The following is a 16,897-nucleotide window of genomic DNA, read 5'->3' on the forward strand; positions in this document are numbered from 1 at the left end:
AAAGCGCTGTTAATGTCGGGAGTTACCCCTGCCCTGCCTACCCACCGCAAATCATCCCCCCCGCCTGCACCGTCAACGAACATCCGCGCGTTATTGCCCCGAAACGGGCAGCGGCCATAGCCGCATTCCAGAGCGTCCGGCGCTTAGGCTCCGGGATCATTGTCCGACAGTTTTTCCGGCATGCCACTTGCTAACTCCCTGTAGGAGCTGCCGCAGGCTGCGATCTTTTGATCCTGAGGCCTGCCTGGCCCCCAGGAATCTTGCGATGAACACGATCATGGAATGGCCGATGGTCTGGTGTTGCGAACTAATCCCGATCACGGCCGGTCAACAACTGCACGTTCAATCAGGCGGTGACGCATCATGGACAACCCTTTTCAGATCATTACCGACGCTTTTGCGCCGCATTATCAAATCAACCTGAGTATCCAGGGCCTGGATGGCAGCATCATGCTGACCCTGTCCAAGAGCGGGCGCGTCGTCGCCAAACGCATGATCAGCGCCCAGCAGCGCAACGACCCGGAACGGCTCAAGCGCCTGGTGCAAAGTATTCAGTTCGGGATCGCCATCGAGCAGGGCCACAGCGCCGTGGCCATCCTCGAAGCCATGACTGGCGGTGACAACATCAAGCTGCCACCACCGCACGCCCAGGGGCCGGCGCCCTCTGCCGTCGGGATTTAGATTTCTCCTTTCTCCACTTCGGCATGCTCGCTGGTACCCGCACCGACCTTGCGGTGCGGGTGCTCGATCTTCACCGAAGGGAACTGCGACGAAGCGTAGCGCACCACCAGGATCGAAAACGCCAGCAGCAGGATGCCACCGCACAGGTAAATGATCCCCAGGTCGGGCGGGCTGTGGTGGGAGACGTTGGAAATCAGCAGCCGCGTCAGCGCCGTGATCGCCACGTAGATCAGAAACCGCACCGGCATGTGGTTGGTCTTGAAGTAGATCCCGACCATGGCCCCCAATTCCAGGTAGATGAACAGCAGCAGGATGTCGTCGATCTTGATGTGCCCAGTCTCGAGCATCTGCAAGAACTCCATCACCGCCGCCCACGCGGTCACCGCACCGATGGCGAACAGCGCCAGGTAGTGGAAGGTCTCGACGAACAGGTTTCCCAGGGACTCGGCCAGTTGATGGACGTTCTGGCGCAGGTTCTCGGCCCAATTGATTTTCACGATGTAGTTTCCTTAGGTCGGTTCGACCGGATGATGCGGGTTGGACGTGACGGTTGTTCTGCATGCAGAAAAAAGGCCAGCGCCTGGGGGTGAGATGGCGATAGGCTGGTATGCGGCACTTTGGAGAGTTTCATGCAGCCTGATCGCGAGCAAGCTTTGCTCCCACACAAGCTTTGCTCACATTAGCTTTGCGCTCACATGCCGAAATCGGTCTACATTAAAAAGCCACTATCCAAAGCAAGAGGATTCGCTTATCCTTTTGCCTGTATATAAATACAGTAGTCACAAAGACAACCAATGTGAAGGCATGTGAGGTGGTGAATGGCCGTCGAAGTGGTATACCGCAGCAGCCGAGATCTGGAGCGCTTGTTCATGGATAAAGCCGAAGCTGACCGTCATGACAAAATGCTGGAACTCGCCGAATTGCTGGCAGAGGTGTTGCAAAAAGCCGTTCCATCGCTGAGCGAGCAACAGGTCGAGGAAGCCGGGATCTACATGGCGAAGAATCGTGATGTGTTCGCCAAGGCATTCAAGAGCCAGCCGGATGCCTTGTCCGAACTGCTCAATCCGTCGGACGAATGACCAAAAAGATCGCAACCTTCGACAGCCCTACGTGGAACACCGTGTAGGAGCTGCCGAAGGCTGCGATCTTTTTAGTAATAACGACGCGGATCCGAATCGATCAAGCTGGCCAGCTTGGTCAGGGCGAAGCGCAGTTCGTCCTGGCTGGTGGGGGACATCAACACCAGCCGCACGCACCGAGTGGTGCCTGAGCGCTCAGCCTGGAACTGGGTGCCGCTGAGCAGCAGTACGCCGTTGGCTCGGGCGAGCATGGTGAACTCGTCGCTGGTCCATGGCTCCGGCAGCGTCAACCAGACGTGATAGGAATATGGCTGGGTCTTGAGCTCGAAATTGGCAAAGATTTCCCGGGCAATGGCTTGCCGCCCCGCCGCCTCGTTGCGCTGGATGCGGATCAGTTTCTTGTCCAGGCCTTCGGTAATCACATTGCTGGCCAACTGCGCGGTCAACGGCGACGGCATCCAGACACTGCTGCGCACCATCGAGGTCAGGCGCGACAGCAATTTAGGCGGGCTGTAGATGTAACCGACGCGAAGCGCCGGCATGACCGATTTCGACAGGCTGGTCAGGTACACCGAACGGTCCGGCGCAAAGGCCGACAGTGGCTTGATCGACGGATCGGTGGCGAGGAAGCCATAGATATCATCGTCCAGGATGATGAAGTCGAATTCCTCGGCAAGCGCGGCGATCTGGGCCCGACGTTTCTGCGACATGATCGCCGCCGTCGGGTTCTGGCAGGTCGCCACGCAAACCAGCATCGCCGGTTTCTCGCGCAGGCACAGTTCGCGCAACGCTTCAGGAATGATGCCTTCGTCATCCATCGGCACGCCGCGCAGGCGGCGCTCCAGGCCATGGGCCAGGGAAATGATGCCGGGGTAGCAAAGCGCTTCGCAGAGCACCAGGTCACCCGCATTGGTCAGGGCGCTCATCGCGACCATCAAGCCATGCTGGGCCCCTGCGGTGATCACCACTTGCTGCCATTGCGCGTCGGGCAATGAATGACGCAACCATTGCGCCCCCGCCTCGCGATGCGCCGGGTGCCCGCCATCCGGCGCGTAATCCAGTGCACGCGCGAAATCGGTGCTTTTTGCCATGCCCACCAGCGCATCGCGCAACCAGTACTCCAAGGTTTCACTGGACGGCTTGATGATGGAGAGGTCAAGTAATTCGGCCTGCCCCAGATTCAGCGGCGCAACGCCGGTGCTCGCCGGCGATTCCAGCGACTTCTGGCCGAGTACATAAGTGCCACGCCCCACCTCCCCTTGCACCAGCCGGCGCCGATGGGCCTCGCTATAGGCCCGGCTGATGGTACCGGGGGTGACATTCAGGGTGGTGGCCAGCTCGCGCAGAGTCGGCAAGCGATCACCTTCGTTCAACACGCCATTGCTGATATCGCGCGCCAACGCATCGGCAATCGACAAATACATCGGCTGGTTGGACTCGCTTAGCTGGGGAACCCACATGAATGATCGCTGCCATCGTAGAAATGATGAATATCCGAGCATATCACATGGAGGTAAAACGCCTGACAAATCGACAGAATCTAAAAATTGAGTCGATTGAGTCGATACACAAATCAGGAAGCCCGCCTGATAAAAATTATAGAAAAAACTATATCTCTATAAATCAATCAATTAGTCAGAAATAAACGGTAAAACAAGCAAAACAAATCACCCCTCAATTGAATCAACTCAATTCTTTCAAATACACTGATAAAGAATCGAACCAATCGACTCAATTCTCCCCTGATCACCGCGCGACCTGCCGCGCCCAGTCGAGGCATCATGGACACATTCAGAAAGGATCTATCCCTGTCGGCGATCATCGCGGGCTTCATCGCCGTGATCATTTCCTACGCCGGCCCGCTCATCATCGTGTTCCAGGCAGCCAAGGAAGCGCACCTGCCCAACGACGTGGTGTCTTCATGGATCTGGGCCATTTCCATTGGCAGCGGGATTACCGGCCTGTTCCTGAGCTGGCGCCTGCGTGTTCCGGTCATCACCGCGTGGTCGACACCGGGGGCGGCGTTACTGGTGTCGATGCTGCCCACCGTGACCCTGCCCCAGGCCATCGGTGCCTATGTGGTGGCGTCGGTGATCATCGCGCTGGTCGGCCTGTCCGGTGCGTTCGACAAATTGATGAGCCGCCTGCCCAAGGCCATTGCCGCCGCCATGCTCGCCGGCATCCTGTTCCGCTTCGGCGCCGAGCTGTTCACCTCGATCAAGCTGCAGCCGGCGCTGGTGTTGGCGATGATCGCGGCGTACCTGATCTTCAAGCGCTTTTCGCCACGCTACGCGATCCTGTCGGTGCTGATCGTCGGTTGCGCGGTGGCCGCCTCGTTCGGTGAACTCAACAGCACCTCGATCACCATCGCCGTGGCCCAGCCGGTCTTCATCGCCCCTGAATGGAGCTGGCACGCAATCATCAATATCGGCCTGCCACTGGCGCTGGTGACCTTGACCGGCCAGTACGTGCCAGGCATGGCCGTGTTGCGCACCTCGGGCTACAACACGCCAGCACGCTCGATCATTTCGGTCACCGCGATTGGCTCGATCCTGATGGCCCCGTTCGGTTCCCACGGTTTTAACCTGGCGGCCATTACCGCAGCGATCTGCACCGGCCGCGAAGCCCACGAAGACCGCGATAAACGCTACATGGCCGGGATCGCCTGCGGGGTGTTCTACATTCTGATGGGAACCTTTGGCGCCACCCTGGCCTCGGTGTTCTCCGCACTGCCGAAAGAATTGATCGCCTCCCTCGCCGGCCTCGCCTTGTTTGGCGCGATCAGTGCCGGACTGACCGGCGCCATGGCTGACGAGAAACAACGCGAAGCTGCCCTGATCACCTTCCTGGTGACGGCTTCGGGCATGAGCTTCCTCGGCCTGGCCGCTGCATTCTGGGGCTTGATCTTCGGCCTCGTGGCGCACTTCGTGCTGACCTACACCCGTGAACGCAAGGCCACCGTTATCGCCGAGGGCAGCCGACCATGACCGCTCGATGCAACCAATCGAACGCTTGCCATCCACCAGCCTGACCGACTCGACTGAAGCCAGCCACGGATGTTGCCGCACTACGTGACTGCGCCAGTGGCCGAAGCACTTACCCAAGGAATCACACCATGAGCCTGCACAATTTCGACCCCACCATTGCCCGCCTGATCGACCGCGAGCGCAACCGCCAGGAAACCCACCTGGAGCTGATCGCTTCGGAAAACTATGTCAGCGAGGAAGTGCTCCAGGCCCAGGGTTCCGTGCTCACCAACAAATACGCCGAAGGCTATCCGGGCAAGCGTTACTACGGCGGCTGCAAGGTCGTCGATGAAATCGAGAACCTGGCCATCGAACGCGCTCGCAAGTTGTTCAACTGCGAATACGTCAACGTGCAGCCGCACTCCGGTTCCCAGGCCAACCAGGCGGTTTTCCTGGCGGTACTTGAACCCGGCGACACCATCCTGGGCATGTCCCTGGCCCATGGCGGCCACCTGACCCACGGCGCCTCGGTGAATTTTTCCGGCAAGATCTACCGGGCATTTTCCTATGGCCTGGACACGGAAACCGAAACCCTCGACTACGAAGAAATGGAAGCCCTGGCCAGGGAACACCGGCCGAAGATGATCATCGCCGGGGCCTCGGCCTATTCGCGGACCATCGACTTCCAGCGCTTTCGCAAAATCTGCGATGAAATCGGCGCCTACCTGATGGTGGACATGGCGCACTACGCCGGGTTGATCGCTGCCGGCGTGTACCCGTCGCCGGTGGGGATCGCCGACTTCATCACCTCTACCACCCACAAGACCTTGCGTGGCCCGCGCGGCGGTCTGATTCTGGCCAAGGCGCAATATGGTGCCCTGCTCGACAAGACGATTTTCCCGGTGTACCAGGGCGGCCCGCTGATGCACGTCATCGCCGCCAAGGCCGTGGCGTTCAACGAAGCCTTGGGCGACGGGTTCAAGCATTACCAGCAGCGGGTGATCGACAACGCCCGGGTCATGGCCGACGTCCTGACCCGACGCGGCTTGCGGGTGGTGTCCGGCGGTACCGACTGCCACATGTTCCTGCTCGATCTGCGCTCGATGAACATCACCGGCAAAGACGCCGAAGCGTTGCTGGAAAGCGCCCACATCACCCTGAACAAAAACGCGATCCCCAACGATCCGCAGAAACCGGTCATCACCAGCGGCATTCGCATCGGCACGCCGGCACTGACCACGCGCGGCTTTGGCGAAGCGGAATGTGCCGAAGTGGCAAACTTGATCGCCGACCTGCTGGAACAGCCGGACAACGCGGCGCGCCTGGAAAACACCCGACGCCGAGTGATGCATTTGTGCGAGTGCTTTCCGGTGTATCTGCTGAGGTAATTGCAGCTGTGGGAGCAAAGCTTGCTCGCGATGAACGATGACTCGGTTAGCCTGAACAGTCGCGGCGCCTGCATCGCGGGCAAGCCTTGCTCCCACAGATAGGCTGCTTCACTGCTACCCATTACTTCCTTTTGATTTTCAGCGGTACAACAAACGCTCCGCCAGCTCATCGGCCACCCGCGCCGGTGAGCGCTTCTCCGCCTGGGCGTGGGCAAAGACTTCCGTGAGCCGGGCACCGATCTTCGACAAATGCGCAGTGATCGTCGACAGTTCTTCGCCGCGATGCTTCAGCGCGACGTAGATCAGCCCGCCGGAGTTGATCACGTAATCCGGCGCATAGAGAATTCCACGTCTTTCCAACTGGTCGGCCACTTGCAGGTTGCTCAACTGATTATGGGCCGAGCCGGCAACGGCCGAGCAGCGCAGTTGCGCCACACTTTGGCTGTTGAGCACCCCACCCAGTCCGCAGGGGGCAAGGATGTCGCAGGGCGTGCTGAGCAACGCGTCGTTGGCGATCGGGTGGGCGCCCAGTTGCTCCATCGCCAATTGCACCTTGCCGGGGTCGATGTCACTGACCAGCAGTTCGGCACCCGCCGCGTGCAGCTGTTCGGCCAGGGCATAACCGACATTGCCCAGGCCCTGGATCGCTACCCGCAGGCTTTCGAGGTTATCGCTGCCCAGACGGGCCATGGCGGTGGCACGGATGCCGGCAAAGACTCCCATCGCCGCATGGGGCGCGGGGTCTCCCGAGGCCGTGGTACTGGTGACATGACGAGTCTGCAGGGCGATGCAATCCATGTCGGCCACCGACGTGCCGCTGTCGATGGCTGTGATGTAGCGCCCGTCCAATTGCTCGATACAACGGCCGAAGGCTTCGAACAGCGCCGCCCGACTCTCGACATGGGCCGGGCGCATGATCACCGCCACCCCGCCGCCCACGGGCAAGCCGGCCAGCGCCGCCTTGTAGCTCATGCCTTGGGCCAGCCGCACGGCATCGACCACGGCACTTTCGTCGTCGGGGTAGGCAAGGTAACGACAGCCCCCCAGGGCGGGCCCCGGACGACTGCAATGAATGGCAATCACCGCCTTCAACCCGGTTGCCGGGTCTACGCTTAGGTGCAGCGATTCAAGGCGGGAGCTTTGCATGAGAGCAAACATCGAAAGGCTCCCGAATCACTTTTGTTTGTTTCGCCAGTATAGGCGTGCAGTCGAAATTTGCTGGAGCACGCCGGAATAAGTACCCAGGGTGATCAGTCTTTTTCGGCATAACCTGTTACAGCCTCTTTCCGAGACTGGACGAAAATCCATGGCAGGGCTAAAACGGGAGCATAGCCCGGAGAGTTTGATGAAACCGCGCCAAGCCTTTTTTGATTGTCTGCACCGCTCGCCACCGGCGCTGTTCGAAGCGGCGCTGTGGATCGCTGCCGAACATGATCGCGAGGTCGACGTACCGGCCTTGCTGAAGGATTTCAAGGAGCTGCAACAGCGGGTCAGCCATGGCCTGCCGATGCTGCCAGTCAGCGAACTGGGCCAGCCCTTGCTGCGGCGACTCAATGACTTGGGCTTCGCCCAGGACGACTTCACACCTCTACGGCCGCAAGCGGCGCTGCTGGACAAAGTCCTGGCACGCAAACGCGGGCAACCCCTGGCCCTCGGCCTGATTGCCCTGGAACTGGCCCGAGGCCTGGAAATTCCGATGGTCGGTGTCAATTTCCCCGGGCATTTCCTATTGAAGGTACCCGGCGCCGATCACCTGCTCGATCCGTGCGGTGGCCGCCGGTTGTACCCCAATGACTGCCGGGAACTGCTACAGCGCCAATACGGCGCGAACATGCCGCTCAAGGCTGAGCACCTGGTCAACGCCGAGCCGATGCAGATGCTGCAACGCCTGTCGCGCAACCTGCGTCAATTGCATCTGGCGAACGACGATTACATCGCGGCCCTGATCGACGCCGAACGGGTGCTGGAACTGGGCAACGCCAGCGCCGCCGACTACCTGGCCCGCGCCAGCCTGTATCAACGACTCGATTGCCCCAACGCCGAACGCTTCGACCTGGAGCATGCCCTGATGCTCAGCGACGATCCGATCCAGCGAATCCGGCTGACGGAGCGGCTGGGGCATTTGCCGCCGAATTCGGTGGTGCATTGAGTGGTCGTAAGGCTGCACATCTTTGTCGACGGTTGAATCGCCTTCGCGAGCAAGCCCGCTCCCACACATTTGATCGGCGTACACCCGAATCAATGTGGGAGCGGGCTTGCTCGCGAAGACGGCAGACCAGCCAACATCAATATCAAGCAGGGGTATCCGGCTGCTTCGCCGGATGCGCCTGTTGGAATGCCGCATGCCCAGCCGCCAAGGCCGCGACGCGACGGATCCGCGGATATGCCAGCAACGAAACATTGAACCGCTCGGCCGCGTACAACTGCGGGATCAGGTACACATCCGCCAGCCCCGGCACTGCACCGAAGCAATAGCCGTCGTCGCCAATCAACTGCTCCACCGCCGCCAATCCCTGGCTGATCCAGTGCCCGATCCACTCCGTCACCTGCGTTTCATCGTGGCCCCACTGCCGCAGCTTGTTGAGCACGCTGACGTTGTGCAGGGGGTGAATATCACAACCGATCAGCGCGGCGACGCCACGCTCATGGGCGCGCACCGCCAGGTCGGCGCTGAGCAGCGGCACCTGTGGATAACGTTCTTCCAGGTATTCGATGATGGCGGGCGATTGCACCAGCAGCGCACCCTCATCGGTACGCAACGCCGGTACCCGGCCCTGGGGGTTGATCGCCAGGTAGGCCGGCTGGTGATGCTCGCCCCCAGGCGCAGCGATCAGGTTGACGGGCAAGGCTTGGTAATCCAGGCCCTTGAGCGCCAACGCAATGCGTACCCGGTAGGACGAGGTGGAGCGGTAGTAGGTATAGAGTTCCATGCGCTGCCCCTCAACGCGCCGGCAGAATCTTGCCCCGGCACTCGCCGAAGCCGATGGACGCGAAACCCTCGCGACGGCAGCGGGCTCGCAAGATGATTTCGTCACCGTCCTCGAGGAATCGGCGCACTTCGCCAGACGCCAGTTCGATCGGCTTTTTACCGCCTTCGGTGATTTCCAGCAGGCTACCGAATTGATGGTTTTCAGGGCCCGACAAGGTGCCCGAGCCAAACAGGTCGCCGGCCTGCAACTGGCAACCGTTGACGCTGTGGTGCGCAACCATTTGCGCCACGGTCCAGTACATGTACTGGGTGTTGCTCAGGGTCAGGCGCTGGGCCGGCAGGTTTTGCTCGCCCATGGCCTCGGTCAGCAACAGGACTTCCAGTTCGATGTCGAAGGCACCGCCGGCCTGGTCACGCTTGTCCAGCAGATACGGCAGCGGTTGCGGATCGCTTTCCGGGCGTGCCGGTTGCGGGCGTCGGAACGGTTCCAGGGCTTCAGCCGTCACCACCCATGGCGAAATACTGGTCAGGAAACTCTTCGACAGAAATGGTCCCAAGGGCTGGTATTCCCACGCCTGGATATCTCGGGCCGACCAGTCGTTGAGCAGGCAGAACCCGCCGATGTGCTCGGCGGCATCACCGATGGGGATCGGTTCGCCCAGGGCATTGCCCTTGCCGATCCAGATGCCCAGCTCCAGCTCATAGTCCAGCCGCGCACACGGGCCGAAGGTCGGCTCGGTCTGGCCGGCCGGCAGGGTCTGGCCCTTGGGGCGGCGCACGTCGGTGCCAGACGGGCGAATGGTCGAGGCGCGACCGTGGTAACCGATGGGGACGTATTTGTAGTTGGGCAGCAACGGATTGTCGGGGCGGAACAGCTTGCCGACATTCTGCGCGTGCTCGATACCGACGTAGAAGTCGGTGTAGTCGTTGATCCTGGCCGGCAAGTGCATTTGGCAGTCGGCAGCGAGGAGCAGCAATTTCGCGCCCTGGGCTTCGACCTTGCCCCGCAGGGGACTGTCCTCGCGCAGCAGTTCCAGCAGTCGTTCACGCAGGGCAACCCGGGCGCCTCGGCCCAGGTCGAAAAATGCATTCAACTGGCCGTCGGCCATGGCTTCGACAGCTTGGCGTGCCGCGCCGTCAAACAAGCCCGCGTGCAGCGCCGCCTGCAGATCGAAAATCCGCTCGCCAATCGCCACGCCGCTGCGCAGGGCACCGCCATCGACACTGAAGATACCCAATGGCAGGTTCTGCAACGGAAAGTCCGCATGGCCGTTGGCACAGGCGACCCAGCTACGGGCAGGGGAAAGTTGAGTCATGGGTTATCTCCGGGTCGGGTCGAACGTGACAGGCAGCGAGGCCCAACAAGCATCGTAGTCGGTTTGCAGTTGCGGGCAGTCCAGGGCGAAACGGCTTGGGCGCAATACCTGGCTGGTCTCGAACATGAAGGCCATGGTGTTGTCGATTTTCGCTGGTTGAAGTTCAGCGTTGATTGCCTTGGTACAGGTCTCGCCGTCCGGGCCATGGGCACTCATGCAGCTGTGCAAGGACGCGCCGCCCGGCAGGAAACCTTCGGCCTTGGCATCGTAGGCACCCTGGATCAGGCCCATGAATTCGTTCATCAGGTTGCGGTGGAACCACGGCGGACGGAAGGTGTTTTCCGCCACCATCCAGCGTGGCGGGAAGATCACGAAATCGAGGTTGGCCAGGCCGTGGACGCTGGTGGGCGAGGTCAGCACGGTGAAAATCGACGGGTCCGGGTGATCGAAGCTGACCGTGCCAAGGGTGTTGAAACGGCGCAGGTCATATTTGTACGGCACGTTGTTGCCGTGCCAGGCCACCACGTCGAGGGGCGAATGATCCAGCTCGCAACCCCACAACTCACCGAGAAATTTCTGTACCAGCGGGGTCGGTTGCGCGAGGTTCTCGTAATGGGCGACCGGCGTCAGGAAGTCCCGCGGGTTCGCCAGGCCATTGCTGCCGATGGGCCCGAGGTCCGGCAGGCGCAGCGGCGCGCCATGGTTTTCGGCGAGGTAACCACGGGCCTGCGGGTCGAGCAGTTCAATGCGAAATTTCAGGCCCCGGGGCAGCACGACGATTTCCAGCGGTGCCAGTTCCAGCACGCCCAACTCGGTGGCGATCCGCAGCCGTCCCAGTTGCGGCACGATCAGCCATTCACCGTCGGCATTGAAAAATACCCGCTCCATGGAGCGGTTGGCCCGGTACTGATAAAGGCTGATGCCGGCCGGTTTGTCCGCACCGGCATTGGCCGCCATGCACACCAGCCCGTCGATGAAATCGGTGGGCTCGGCGGGGATCTCCAGCGGGTTCCAACGCAGGCGATTGGGCGTGACGTCGCCCAACGGGCCTCCCGCCAGTTGCCGTTCGAGCTTGGTGAAGGCCGGGTGATTGGCCGACGGCCGGATGCGATACATCCAGGTACGCCGCGCTTCACTGCGGGCCATGGTGAACGCCGTGCCGGAGAACAACTCGGCATAGAGACCGTACGGGGCTTTCTGCGGCGAGTTCTGGCCGACGGGCAGTGCGCCGGGTAAAGCTTCGCTGGCAAATTCGTTGCCCAAGCCTGATTGGTAAGCCAGGTCCGACGCTGGGGAATCGAGGTTCATGGAGCCTCCAGGAATGCGGCCCGTCACTCAACGGAGTGGTTGAGGCGCACCGGGTTATTTTTATCGTAATTCGATTACGCATAACGTAATTTGCTCGACAGCGACCGTCAAGCTATAAAGACGCCCATTCGCCTCTGGACCCTGCGCCTTTATGGAAACCCCGCTCAGCAACGGTAAACAGAAAGTCCGCTCGGCCGAAGTCGGCACCGACATCCTCAAGGCCCTGGCCGAACTGTCGCCCTCCACGTCGCTGTCGCGGCTGGCCGAACACGTGCAAATGCCGGCGAGCAAGGTTCATCGGTATCTGCAGGCCTTGATCGCCAGTGGGTTTGCCGAGCAGAACGCCGCCACCAACCACTACGGCCTGGGCCGCGAGGCCCTGCGCGTAGGCCTGGCAGCGCTCAACGGCATGGACGTGCTGCAAGTGGCCGCCCTGCCCCTGGCCGAATTGCGCGACGACTTGAACGAAACCTGCTTCCTGGCGGTGTGGGGCAACCATGGCGCGACCGTGGTGCGCATCGAACCCGCCGTGCGGGCCGTGACCGTGGTGACGCAACTGGGCTCGGTATTGCCACTGCTCAGTTCGTCCACTGGGCTGGTGTTCAGCGCTTATCTGCCGGCGCGCGAGACCATCGGCTTGCGCGAGCAGGAAGTACAAGGCACCGAGCGCCACGCTCTGGCCGACGACCACGTCTATGCCGCCCTGTGCGAGCAGATTCGCAGTCGCGGCCTGCACCATGTGCATGGTTTGCTGATGCCGGGCGTGGATGCCTTGTCCGCTCCGGTCTTCAATGCCGTCGGCGAGGTGAAAGCGGTGATGACCATCGTTGGTCCGACCTCGCTGTTCCACGCCGACGAAAACGGCCCGGCGGCGCAACGCCTGTTGGCGGCGACCCGGGCCGTGAGTTGGCGGATGGGGTATGAAGCGAGTCCGGGATCAGCCCAGTAAATCTGGGACAATCCTGATCACTAGATCATTGAGATGAGGGTGATCAGTTGCCGATGGGGACATTAGCCCATCACCCCCATGACCTTGGCTTTTGCCACCGCCTGCGTACGCCGCTGGACGCCCAACTTGCTGTGGATTCGCCGCGAATGGGTTTTCACCGTGTGCAACGATATGAACAGTTTTTCGGCAATCTGTTGGTTTGAATGACCTTGCGCAATCAGCTCCAGGACTTCCAGTTCGCGATGACTGAGCAAGGTGTCCTCGGCGCTGGCAGGTAGCTCGACCGGCTCTGCCGATTGTGCCCCGCGCACCAGCTCGGGCTGGCGCAAGCGCAGCTCGCACAAGGCTTGCTGGGCCCGCCAGCAAGTGACTCGCTTGAGCCCCTCTTGCAGGAGTGTCCGGGCCTGGGAACGATCGCCGGACAACCAGACAACCTCCGTCAATACCAGATGCAGTTCGGTTTCCAAGCTGTGCATTTCACTCTGCTGTGCCCGGTCGATCATGGCTTGCAGGCGCGCCTGCGGATCCTGTGCCCGTTGCAGGTAGACCTCGGCCAGCACCAGCAGGTATTCAAGCCGCGCAATCAACTCCAGGGTCGCGGGAGGTGCGTGCTTGGCCTGCGGTCCGTGAAAATGGCGCAGGACGCGGATCAAGGCCTCATGGGCCAGTTCCGCCCGCCCCTGTTGCAACCAGAACTGGCAACTGGTTTGCAACAACACGCCACGGTAGACGGTGTCGGGGATGTGCCGCTGCTGCATGATCCGCTCGGCATCGCGCAATTGCATGAAAGCCTCGCCATAGTCGCCCTGGTTGGCCGCCAGGCTGGCCTTGCCGAGAAAGCCATAGAGCACCTGTTTGTCCTGGCTGTGCAGGCCCGTTTCCAGGCCCGTTTGAAACTGCTCGGCGGCCCGTTCCTCGAAGCCCATGCGCAATGCCAGGCGCCCGCGCCGCAGGGCAATACGTCCCAACAACGGGGAAAAATCCTGGCCCGGTTTATCCAGCAGCGCCTGAACGGCGGCCAGCAGATGATCCGCTCGGTGAGGCGCGCCACGTTGTTCCAGGACTTGGGCGTGGTCCAGTTCCAGCAACCCTTCGAATACCAGCGAGCCTTGCGCACGCGCCAGGCACAGTGCCTGGCGGTTGATCCGATGCGCAGAAGCCAGTTCGCCTGCAAGCAGCGCCTGCTGCGTCAGCCCTCCCAGGCACAGCACCCTTTGGGCCCAGGCGTCGGGGTCCAGACTGGCCTGGGCCTGGAGGAAATGCTCGCGCGCCAGTTCACCATCACCCGAGAGGTGCGACAACCAGCCCTGCAAGACCAGCCACCTGGCCAGCACCTGTCGCTGCCGGCAGGCCGAAGGCTGCGGCATGAACCGGGCCAGTTGCTCAATGCATGTCGATGCCGCGTCGAAGCGCCCGGCGAACAACAGCGCAGCGGTGACCAACCCCACCGATTGCGGCGTACCGAGGCTCAGCGCTTCGCCTTGTTGATCGTGCAAGCCCAGCAACAGCACCACGTTGCGGCGCTGCAAGACGTGCTCGAAGCTCAGATGCTGCAAGAAACTCACGGCAGTCTCGAACTCCTCGGCCAACATGGCTTGCTCGAACGCCATTTGCCAGTCCTGCTCGGCAGCAAACCACTGACAGGCCCGTCGATGCCAGGAACGCCCCTGCGACCAGGGCTCTTCGCGCACCAGCCGGGCCAGGGCCGGGAAAATCTGCAACCAATCCGAGGTCTGTTCCCACGGCTCGATGAAACACCCCAGCTCCAGCAACAACGGCAGGCATTGCGCACCCACGGTGTCGCCGAACAGGTGTTCACACAACCGGGCATTGAAGCGCGGCAGATGCGCCAGCACACGCCAGGCCTGCGCCAGATCCGGGGTCAGGGTGCTGAACAGTTCGTACTCCAAGTAGTCGAGCAAGGTCCCCGGCCGTCCTGGCGTCGCCTGACTGCGCGCCCATTCGCAGCGCGAAAGCAAGGTGATGCGCACCCCGGCACACCAGCCACCGTTGCGCTGAATCACCTCGCGGGCGGTGCGGGCAGCCTGGGGGCCGGCCAGATGACGAAGCAGTGGCTGGATATCGTCAGGGGTGAAAAACAACGCCTGCGCATCAAACTCGTGCAGCTCGTCATCAAGCAACAGCCGCGGCCAGTTGCAGTGGGGACGGCGGCGGCCATTCAACCACAGGTGCAACGCCGGACTGCTGGTGTTCAACAGACGGTCGAGCAACTGGTCCAGTTCGGGATTCGGCGCCCGGCAGTAATCATCCAGGAACAACCATGTGGGGGTTTGCAAACGCGCCAGGTGGGCCAGCAGTCCCGCTTCGTCCTGCAGGGGCAGCCCGAGGGTCTGCGCCAGCTGCTCGCACATTTGCGCCGCGCTCAACGCCGCGCCCCCCAGTGGCAACCAATGCAGTCGACAGTCGCTGGGGGCCTGCAGGAAGCACTCGGCGAACAACGCACTCTTGCCACTGCCCGGGGGCGCGCAGAGCAGTTTTACCCGCGCTTCGGACGTCAGCAGCGGCTCGCTCAGGGACCGCCGCGGCAGATGCGTCGAGGACAGGCGCGGCAGCAATCCTGGACGGTCCGGACACGGAGTCATGGCGGTCATGGGGGAAGATCCTGTTTATTGTTATCTCACCACCCTAGTCCTGTGTCGCCGAGCTTTGGAGAAGTATTCAGCGCGCTGATTGGCGCCCATAAAAAAACGACCGGCAGGAGCGCTGCCGGTCGATCACGATGATCAAGTCAGACACAACCTTGTGGGGAAAGGATTCACTGTGGGAGCAAGGCTTGCCCGCGATAGCCTCACCGCGGTCCAAAAGCTGAACCGCGTTATCGTTCATCGCGGGCAAGCCTTGCTCCCACAGATAAATCCCTTCGCCACAGTTATCTTTCCAACAGTCAGGGTTACCGAACCCCCTCCGAACGCAGCGCCGCCGGCGTGTAGTCGGCTGCCTTGGCTTCGAAACCATATTGGTAGCTGTGTTTCTCTTCGTTCTTCATCCCCAGCGCGATGTAGCGGCCGGCGATGATGTCGTAGAGCGCCTCGAGGGTGTAGCCCGGGTTCTGATGGTCGTAGTAGAACTGGGCATGACCTTCGGCCACCCGCCACAGTTGGCCGCGACCGTCGTAGTGATCCACCAGCGCCGCCTGCCAGCTGTCCTCGTCGAAGTACATGTGGCGCTTGGCATAGATGTGCCGTTCGCTGGGCTTGACCGTACCTTCCACTTCCCAGACGCGGTGCAACTCATAACGGGTCAGGTCCTGGTTGATGTGGCCGGCCTTGATCACATCGTCGTACTTGAGGCTTGGCGAATCGAGCTTGTAGCTGTTGTACGGGATGTACATTTCCTTCTTGCCGATCAGCTTCCAGTCGTAACGGTCCGGCGCGCCGGAAAACAGGTCGAAGTTGTCGGAGGTGCGCAACCCGTCGGCGGCGGTGCCCGGGCCGTCGTAGGCTACTTGCGGGGCGCGACGCACACGGCGTTGGCCGGCGTTGTAGATCCAGGCCAGGCGCGGTTCCTTCACTTGGTCGAGGGTCTCATGCACCAGCAGCACGTTACCGGCCAGGCGCGCCGGGGCAGTGACCGACTGCTTGAAATAGGTCAGCACGTTGCTGGCCTTTTCCGGGTCGGCATCCTTGATCAGGAACGGCACGGCGATTTCTTCTTCGAAGCGGATCGGCGTGAAGCTGCCATTGGTTTGCGGCGTGACCTGGGTGATGACCCGGCGCAGGTTGCCACCGTGATAACGGGTGACGTGGTTCCACAGCACTTCCACGCCGTTCTTCGGAATCGGAAAGGCGTAGTAGCGGTTGCCGGTGAAATTGGACAGGCCGTTACCGTCGTTGATGGACGTGACGTTGAGGGCGCTGCGCTTGGCCGACTCGTAGATTTCCGGCGGCAGGCCGACGCTGCGATGGGTCGGGTAGACCGGGATCTTGTAGGTTTGCGGGTAGCGCTTGAACATCGCGACCTGACCTTCGGACAGCTTGTCCTTGTACTTGTCCACGGTCGCGGCGGTGATGGTGAACAGCGGTTTTTCATTGGCGAACGGGTCAGCCAAAAAACCCTTGCTGTCCACGGCCCCGGCGTTTTTCGCAATGCCGCCGGTCCAGGCCGGAATCGAGCCGTCGGCATTGCCGGCTTTTTCCGCGCCCAACGGCGTCAGGCTGGTGCCCAGTTTGTTCGCTTCATCCGGCGAGACCGCCGCCATCACGTTCACGGCCAGCAGGCTCAAGGCCAGGGCACCGCATTGCAGGATCATCTTGCGCATTG

Annotated in this window: 14 protein-coding genes; 6 read left to right on the plus strand and 8 right to left on the minus strand. The window is 61.5% G+C overall.

Features of this window, described 5'->3' with window-relative positions:
* Positions 1-363 precede the first annotated feature (363 nt).
* Positions 364-681, plus strand: a complete 318-nt coding sequence (locus tag AD662_RS23575) for a DUF3509 domain-containing protein (protein ID WP_018604222.1) — start codon at positions 364-366, stop codon at positions 679-681.
* On the opposite strand, the gene AD662_RS23580 is transcribed toward AD662_RS23575, so the two are convergent.
* The gene (locus tag AD662_RS23580) at positions 678-1,178 is read right to left on the minus strand and encodes a phosphate-starvation-inducible protein PsiE (protein ID WP_018604220.1); all 501 of its coding nucleotides are present in this window, start codon (positions 1,176-1,178) and stop codon (positions 678-680) included. The two genes, AD662_RS23575 and AD662_RS23580, sit on opposite strands and share 4 nt — an antisense overlap.
* Before the next feature lie 321 nt (positions 1,179-1,499).
* Here AD662_RS23580 and AD662_RS23585 point away from each other — a divergent pair, with 321 nt between their 5' ends.
* Positions 1,500-1,760 carry a YebG family protein gene (locus AD662_RS23585; protein ID WP_003205410.1) on the plus strand — a complete coding sequence of 87 codons (261 nt, stop codon included), beginning with the start codon at positions 1,500-1,502 and terminating at the stop codon, positions 1,758-1,760.
* Between the two features lie 71 nt (positions 1,761-1,831).
* On the opposite strand, the gene AD662_RS23590 is transcribed toward AD662_RS23585, so the two are convergent.
* Positions 1,832-3,220: an aminotransferase-like domain-containing protein gene (locus tag AD662_RS23590; RefSeq protein WP_053189831.1), complete on the minus strand. Its 1,389-nt coding sequence runs from the start codon at positions 3,218-3,220 to the stop codon at positions 1,832-1,834.
* Positions 3,221-3,541: 321 nt separating this feature from the next.
* On the opposite strand from AD662_RS23590, the gene AD662_RS23595 reads away from it, so the two are divergent.
* Both AD662_RS23595 and glyA read left to right on the plus strand, forming a co-directional pair.
* On the plus strand, positions 3,542-4,747 hold the full coding sequence (locus AD662_RS23595) for a benzoate/H(+) symporter BenE family transporter (protein ID WP_053189832.1): 1,206 nt from the start codon (positions 3,542-3,544) through the stop codon (positions 4,745-4,747).
* Between the two features lie 128 nt (positions 4,748-4,875).
* Positions 4,876-6,114 (plus strand): serine hydroxymethyltransferase, encoded by a 1,239-nt coding sequence (gene glyA / locus AD662_RS23600; protein WP_053189833.1) that lies wholly within the window; start codon positions 4,876-4,878, stop codon positions 6,112-6,114.
* 138 nt (positions 6,115-6,252) lie between these two features.
* Here glyA and AD662_RS23605 read toward each other — a convergent pair whose 3' ends face one another.
* Positions 6,253-7,272, minus strand: coding sequence for a Glu/Leu/Phe/Val dehydrogenase family protein (locus AD662_RS23605; protein ID WP_053181781.1), 1,020 nt, complete (start codon positions 7,270-7,272; stop codon positions 6,253-6,255).
* Between the two features lie 187 nt (positions 7,273-7,459).
* Between AD662_RS23605 and AD662_RS23610 the strand changes: the two genes are divergently transcribed.
* Positions 7,460-8,263, plus strand: coding sequence for a SirB1 family protein (locus tag AD662_RS23610; protein WP_018604212.1), 804 nt, complete (start codon positions 7,460-7,462; stop codon positions 8,261-8,263).
* A gap of 142 nt (positions 8,264-8,405) precedes the next feature.
* Here AD662_RS23610 and maiA read toward each other — a convergent pair whose 3' ends face one another.
* From maiA to hmgA, 3 genes are read right to left on the minus strand one after another with little or no spacing between them, the layout of a single operon-like run.
* A complete protein-coding gene (maiA, locus tag AD662_RS23615; protein ID WP_018604210.1) occupies positions 8,406-9,044 on the minus strand; it encodes a maleylacetoacetate isomerase in 639 nt (212 codons plus the stop codon).
* Positions 9,045-9,054: 10 nt separating this feature from the next.
* Positions 9,055-10,359: a fumarylacetoacetase gene (gene fahA, locus AD662_RS23620; RefSeq protein WP_053189834.1), complete on the minus strand. Its 1,305-nt coding sequence runs from the start codon at positions 10,357-10,359 to the stop codon at positions 9,055-9,057.
* Positions 10,360-10,362: 3 nt separating this feature from the next.
* Positions 10,363-11,667, minus strand: coding sequence for a homogentisate 1,2-dioxygenase (hmgA, locus tag AD662_RS23625; protein WP_053189835.1), 1,305 nt, complete (start codon positions 11,665-11,667; stop codon positions 10,363-10,365).
* A gap of 151 nt (positions 11,668-11,818) precedes the next feature.
* Between hmgA and AD662_RS23630 the strand changes: the two genes are divergently transcribed.
* Entirely contained in the window at positions 11,819-12,616 is a 798-nt protein-coding gene (locus AD662_RS23630) for an IclR family transcriptional regulator (RefSeq protein WP_018604204.1), read from the plus strand.
* 62 nt (positions 12,617-12,678) lie between these two features.
* Here AD662_RS23630 and AD662_RS23635 read toward each other — a convergent pair whose 3' ends face one another.
* Both AD662_RS23635 and AD662_RS23640 read right to left on the minus strand, forming a co-directional pair.
* A complete protein-coding gene (locus AD662_RS23635) occupies positions 12,679-15,228 on the minus strand; it encodes a helix-turn-helix transcriptional regulator (protein WP_053189836.1) in 2,550 nt (849 codons plus the stop codon).
* Positions 15,229-15,527: 299 nt separating this feature from the next.
* Complete coding sequence (locus AD662_RS23640) at positions 15,528-16,895, minus strand: DUF1329 domain-containing protein (protein WP_053189837.1); 1,368 nt, start codon at positions 16,893-16,895, stop codon at positions 15,528-15,530.
* Positions 16,896-16,897: the final 2 nt, after the last annotated feature.

Origin of the sequence: Pseudomonas kilonensis (assembly GCF_001269885.1) — a bacterium.
Lineage (GTDB): Bacteria > Pseudomonadota > Gammaproteobacteria > Pseudomonadales > Pseudomonadaceae > Aquipseudomonas > Aquipseudomonas kilonensis.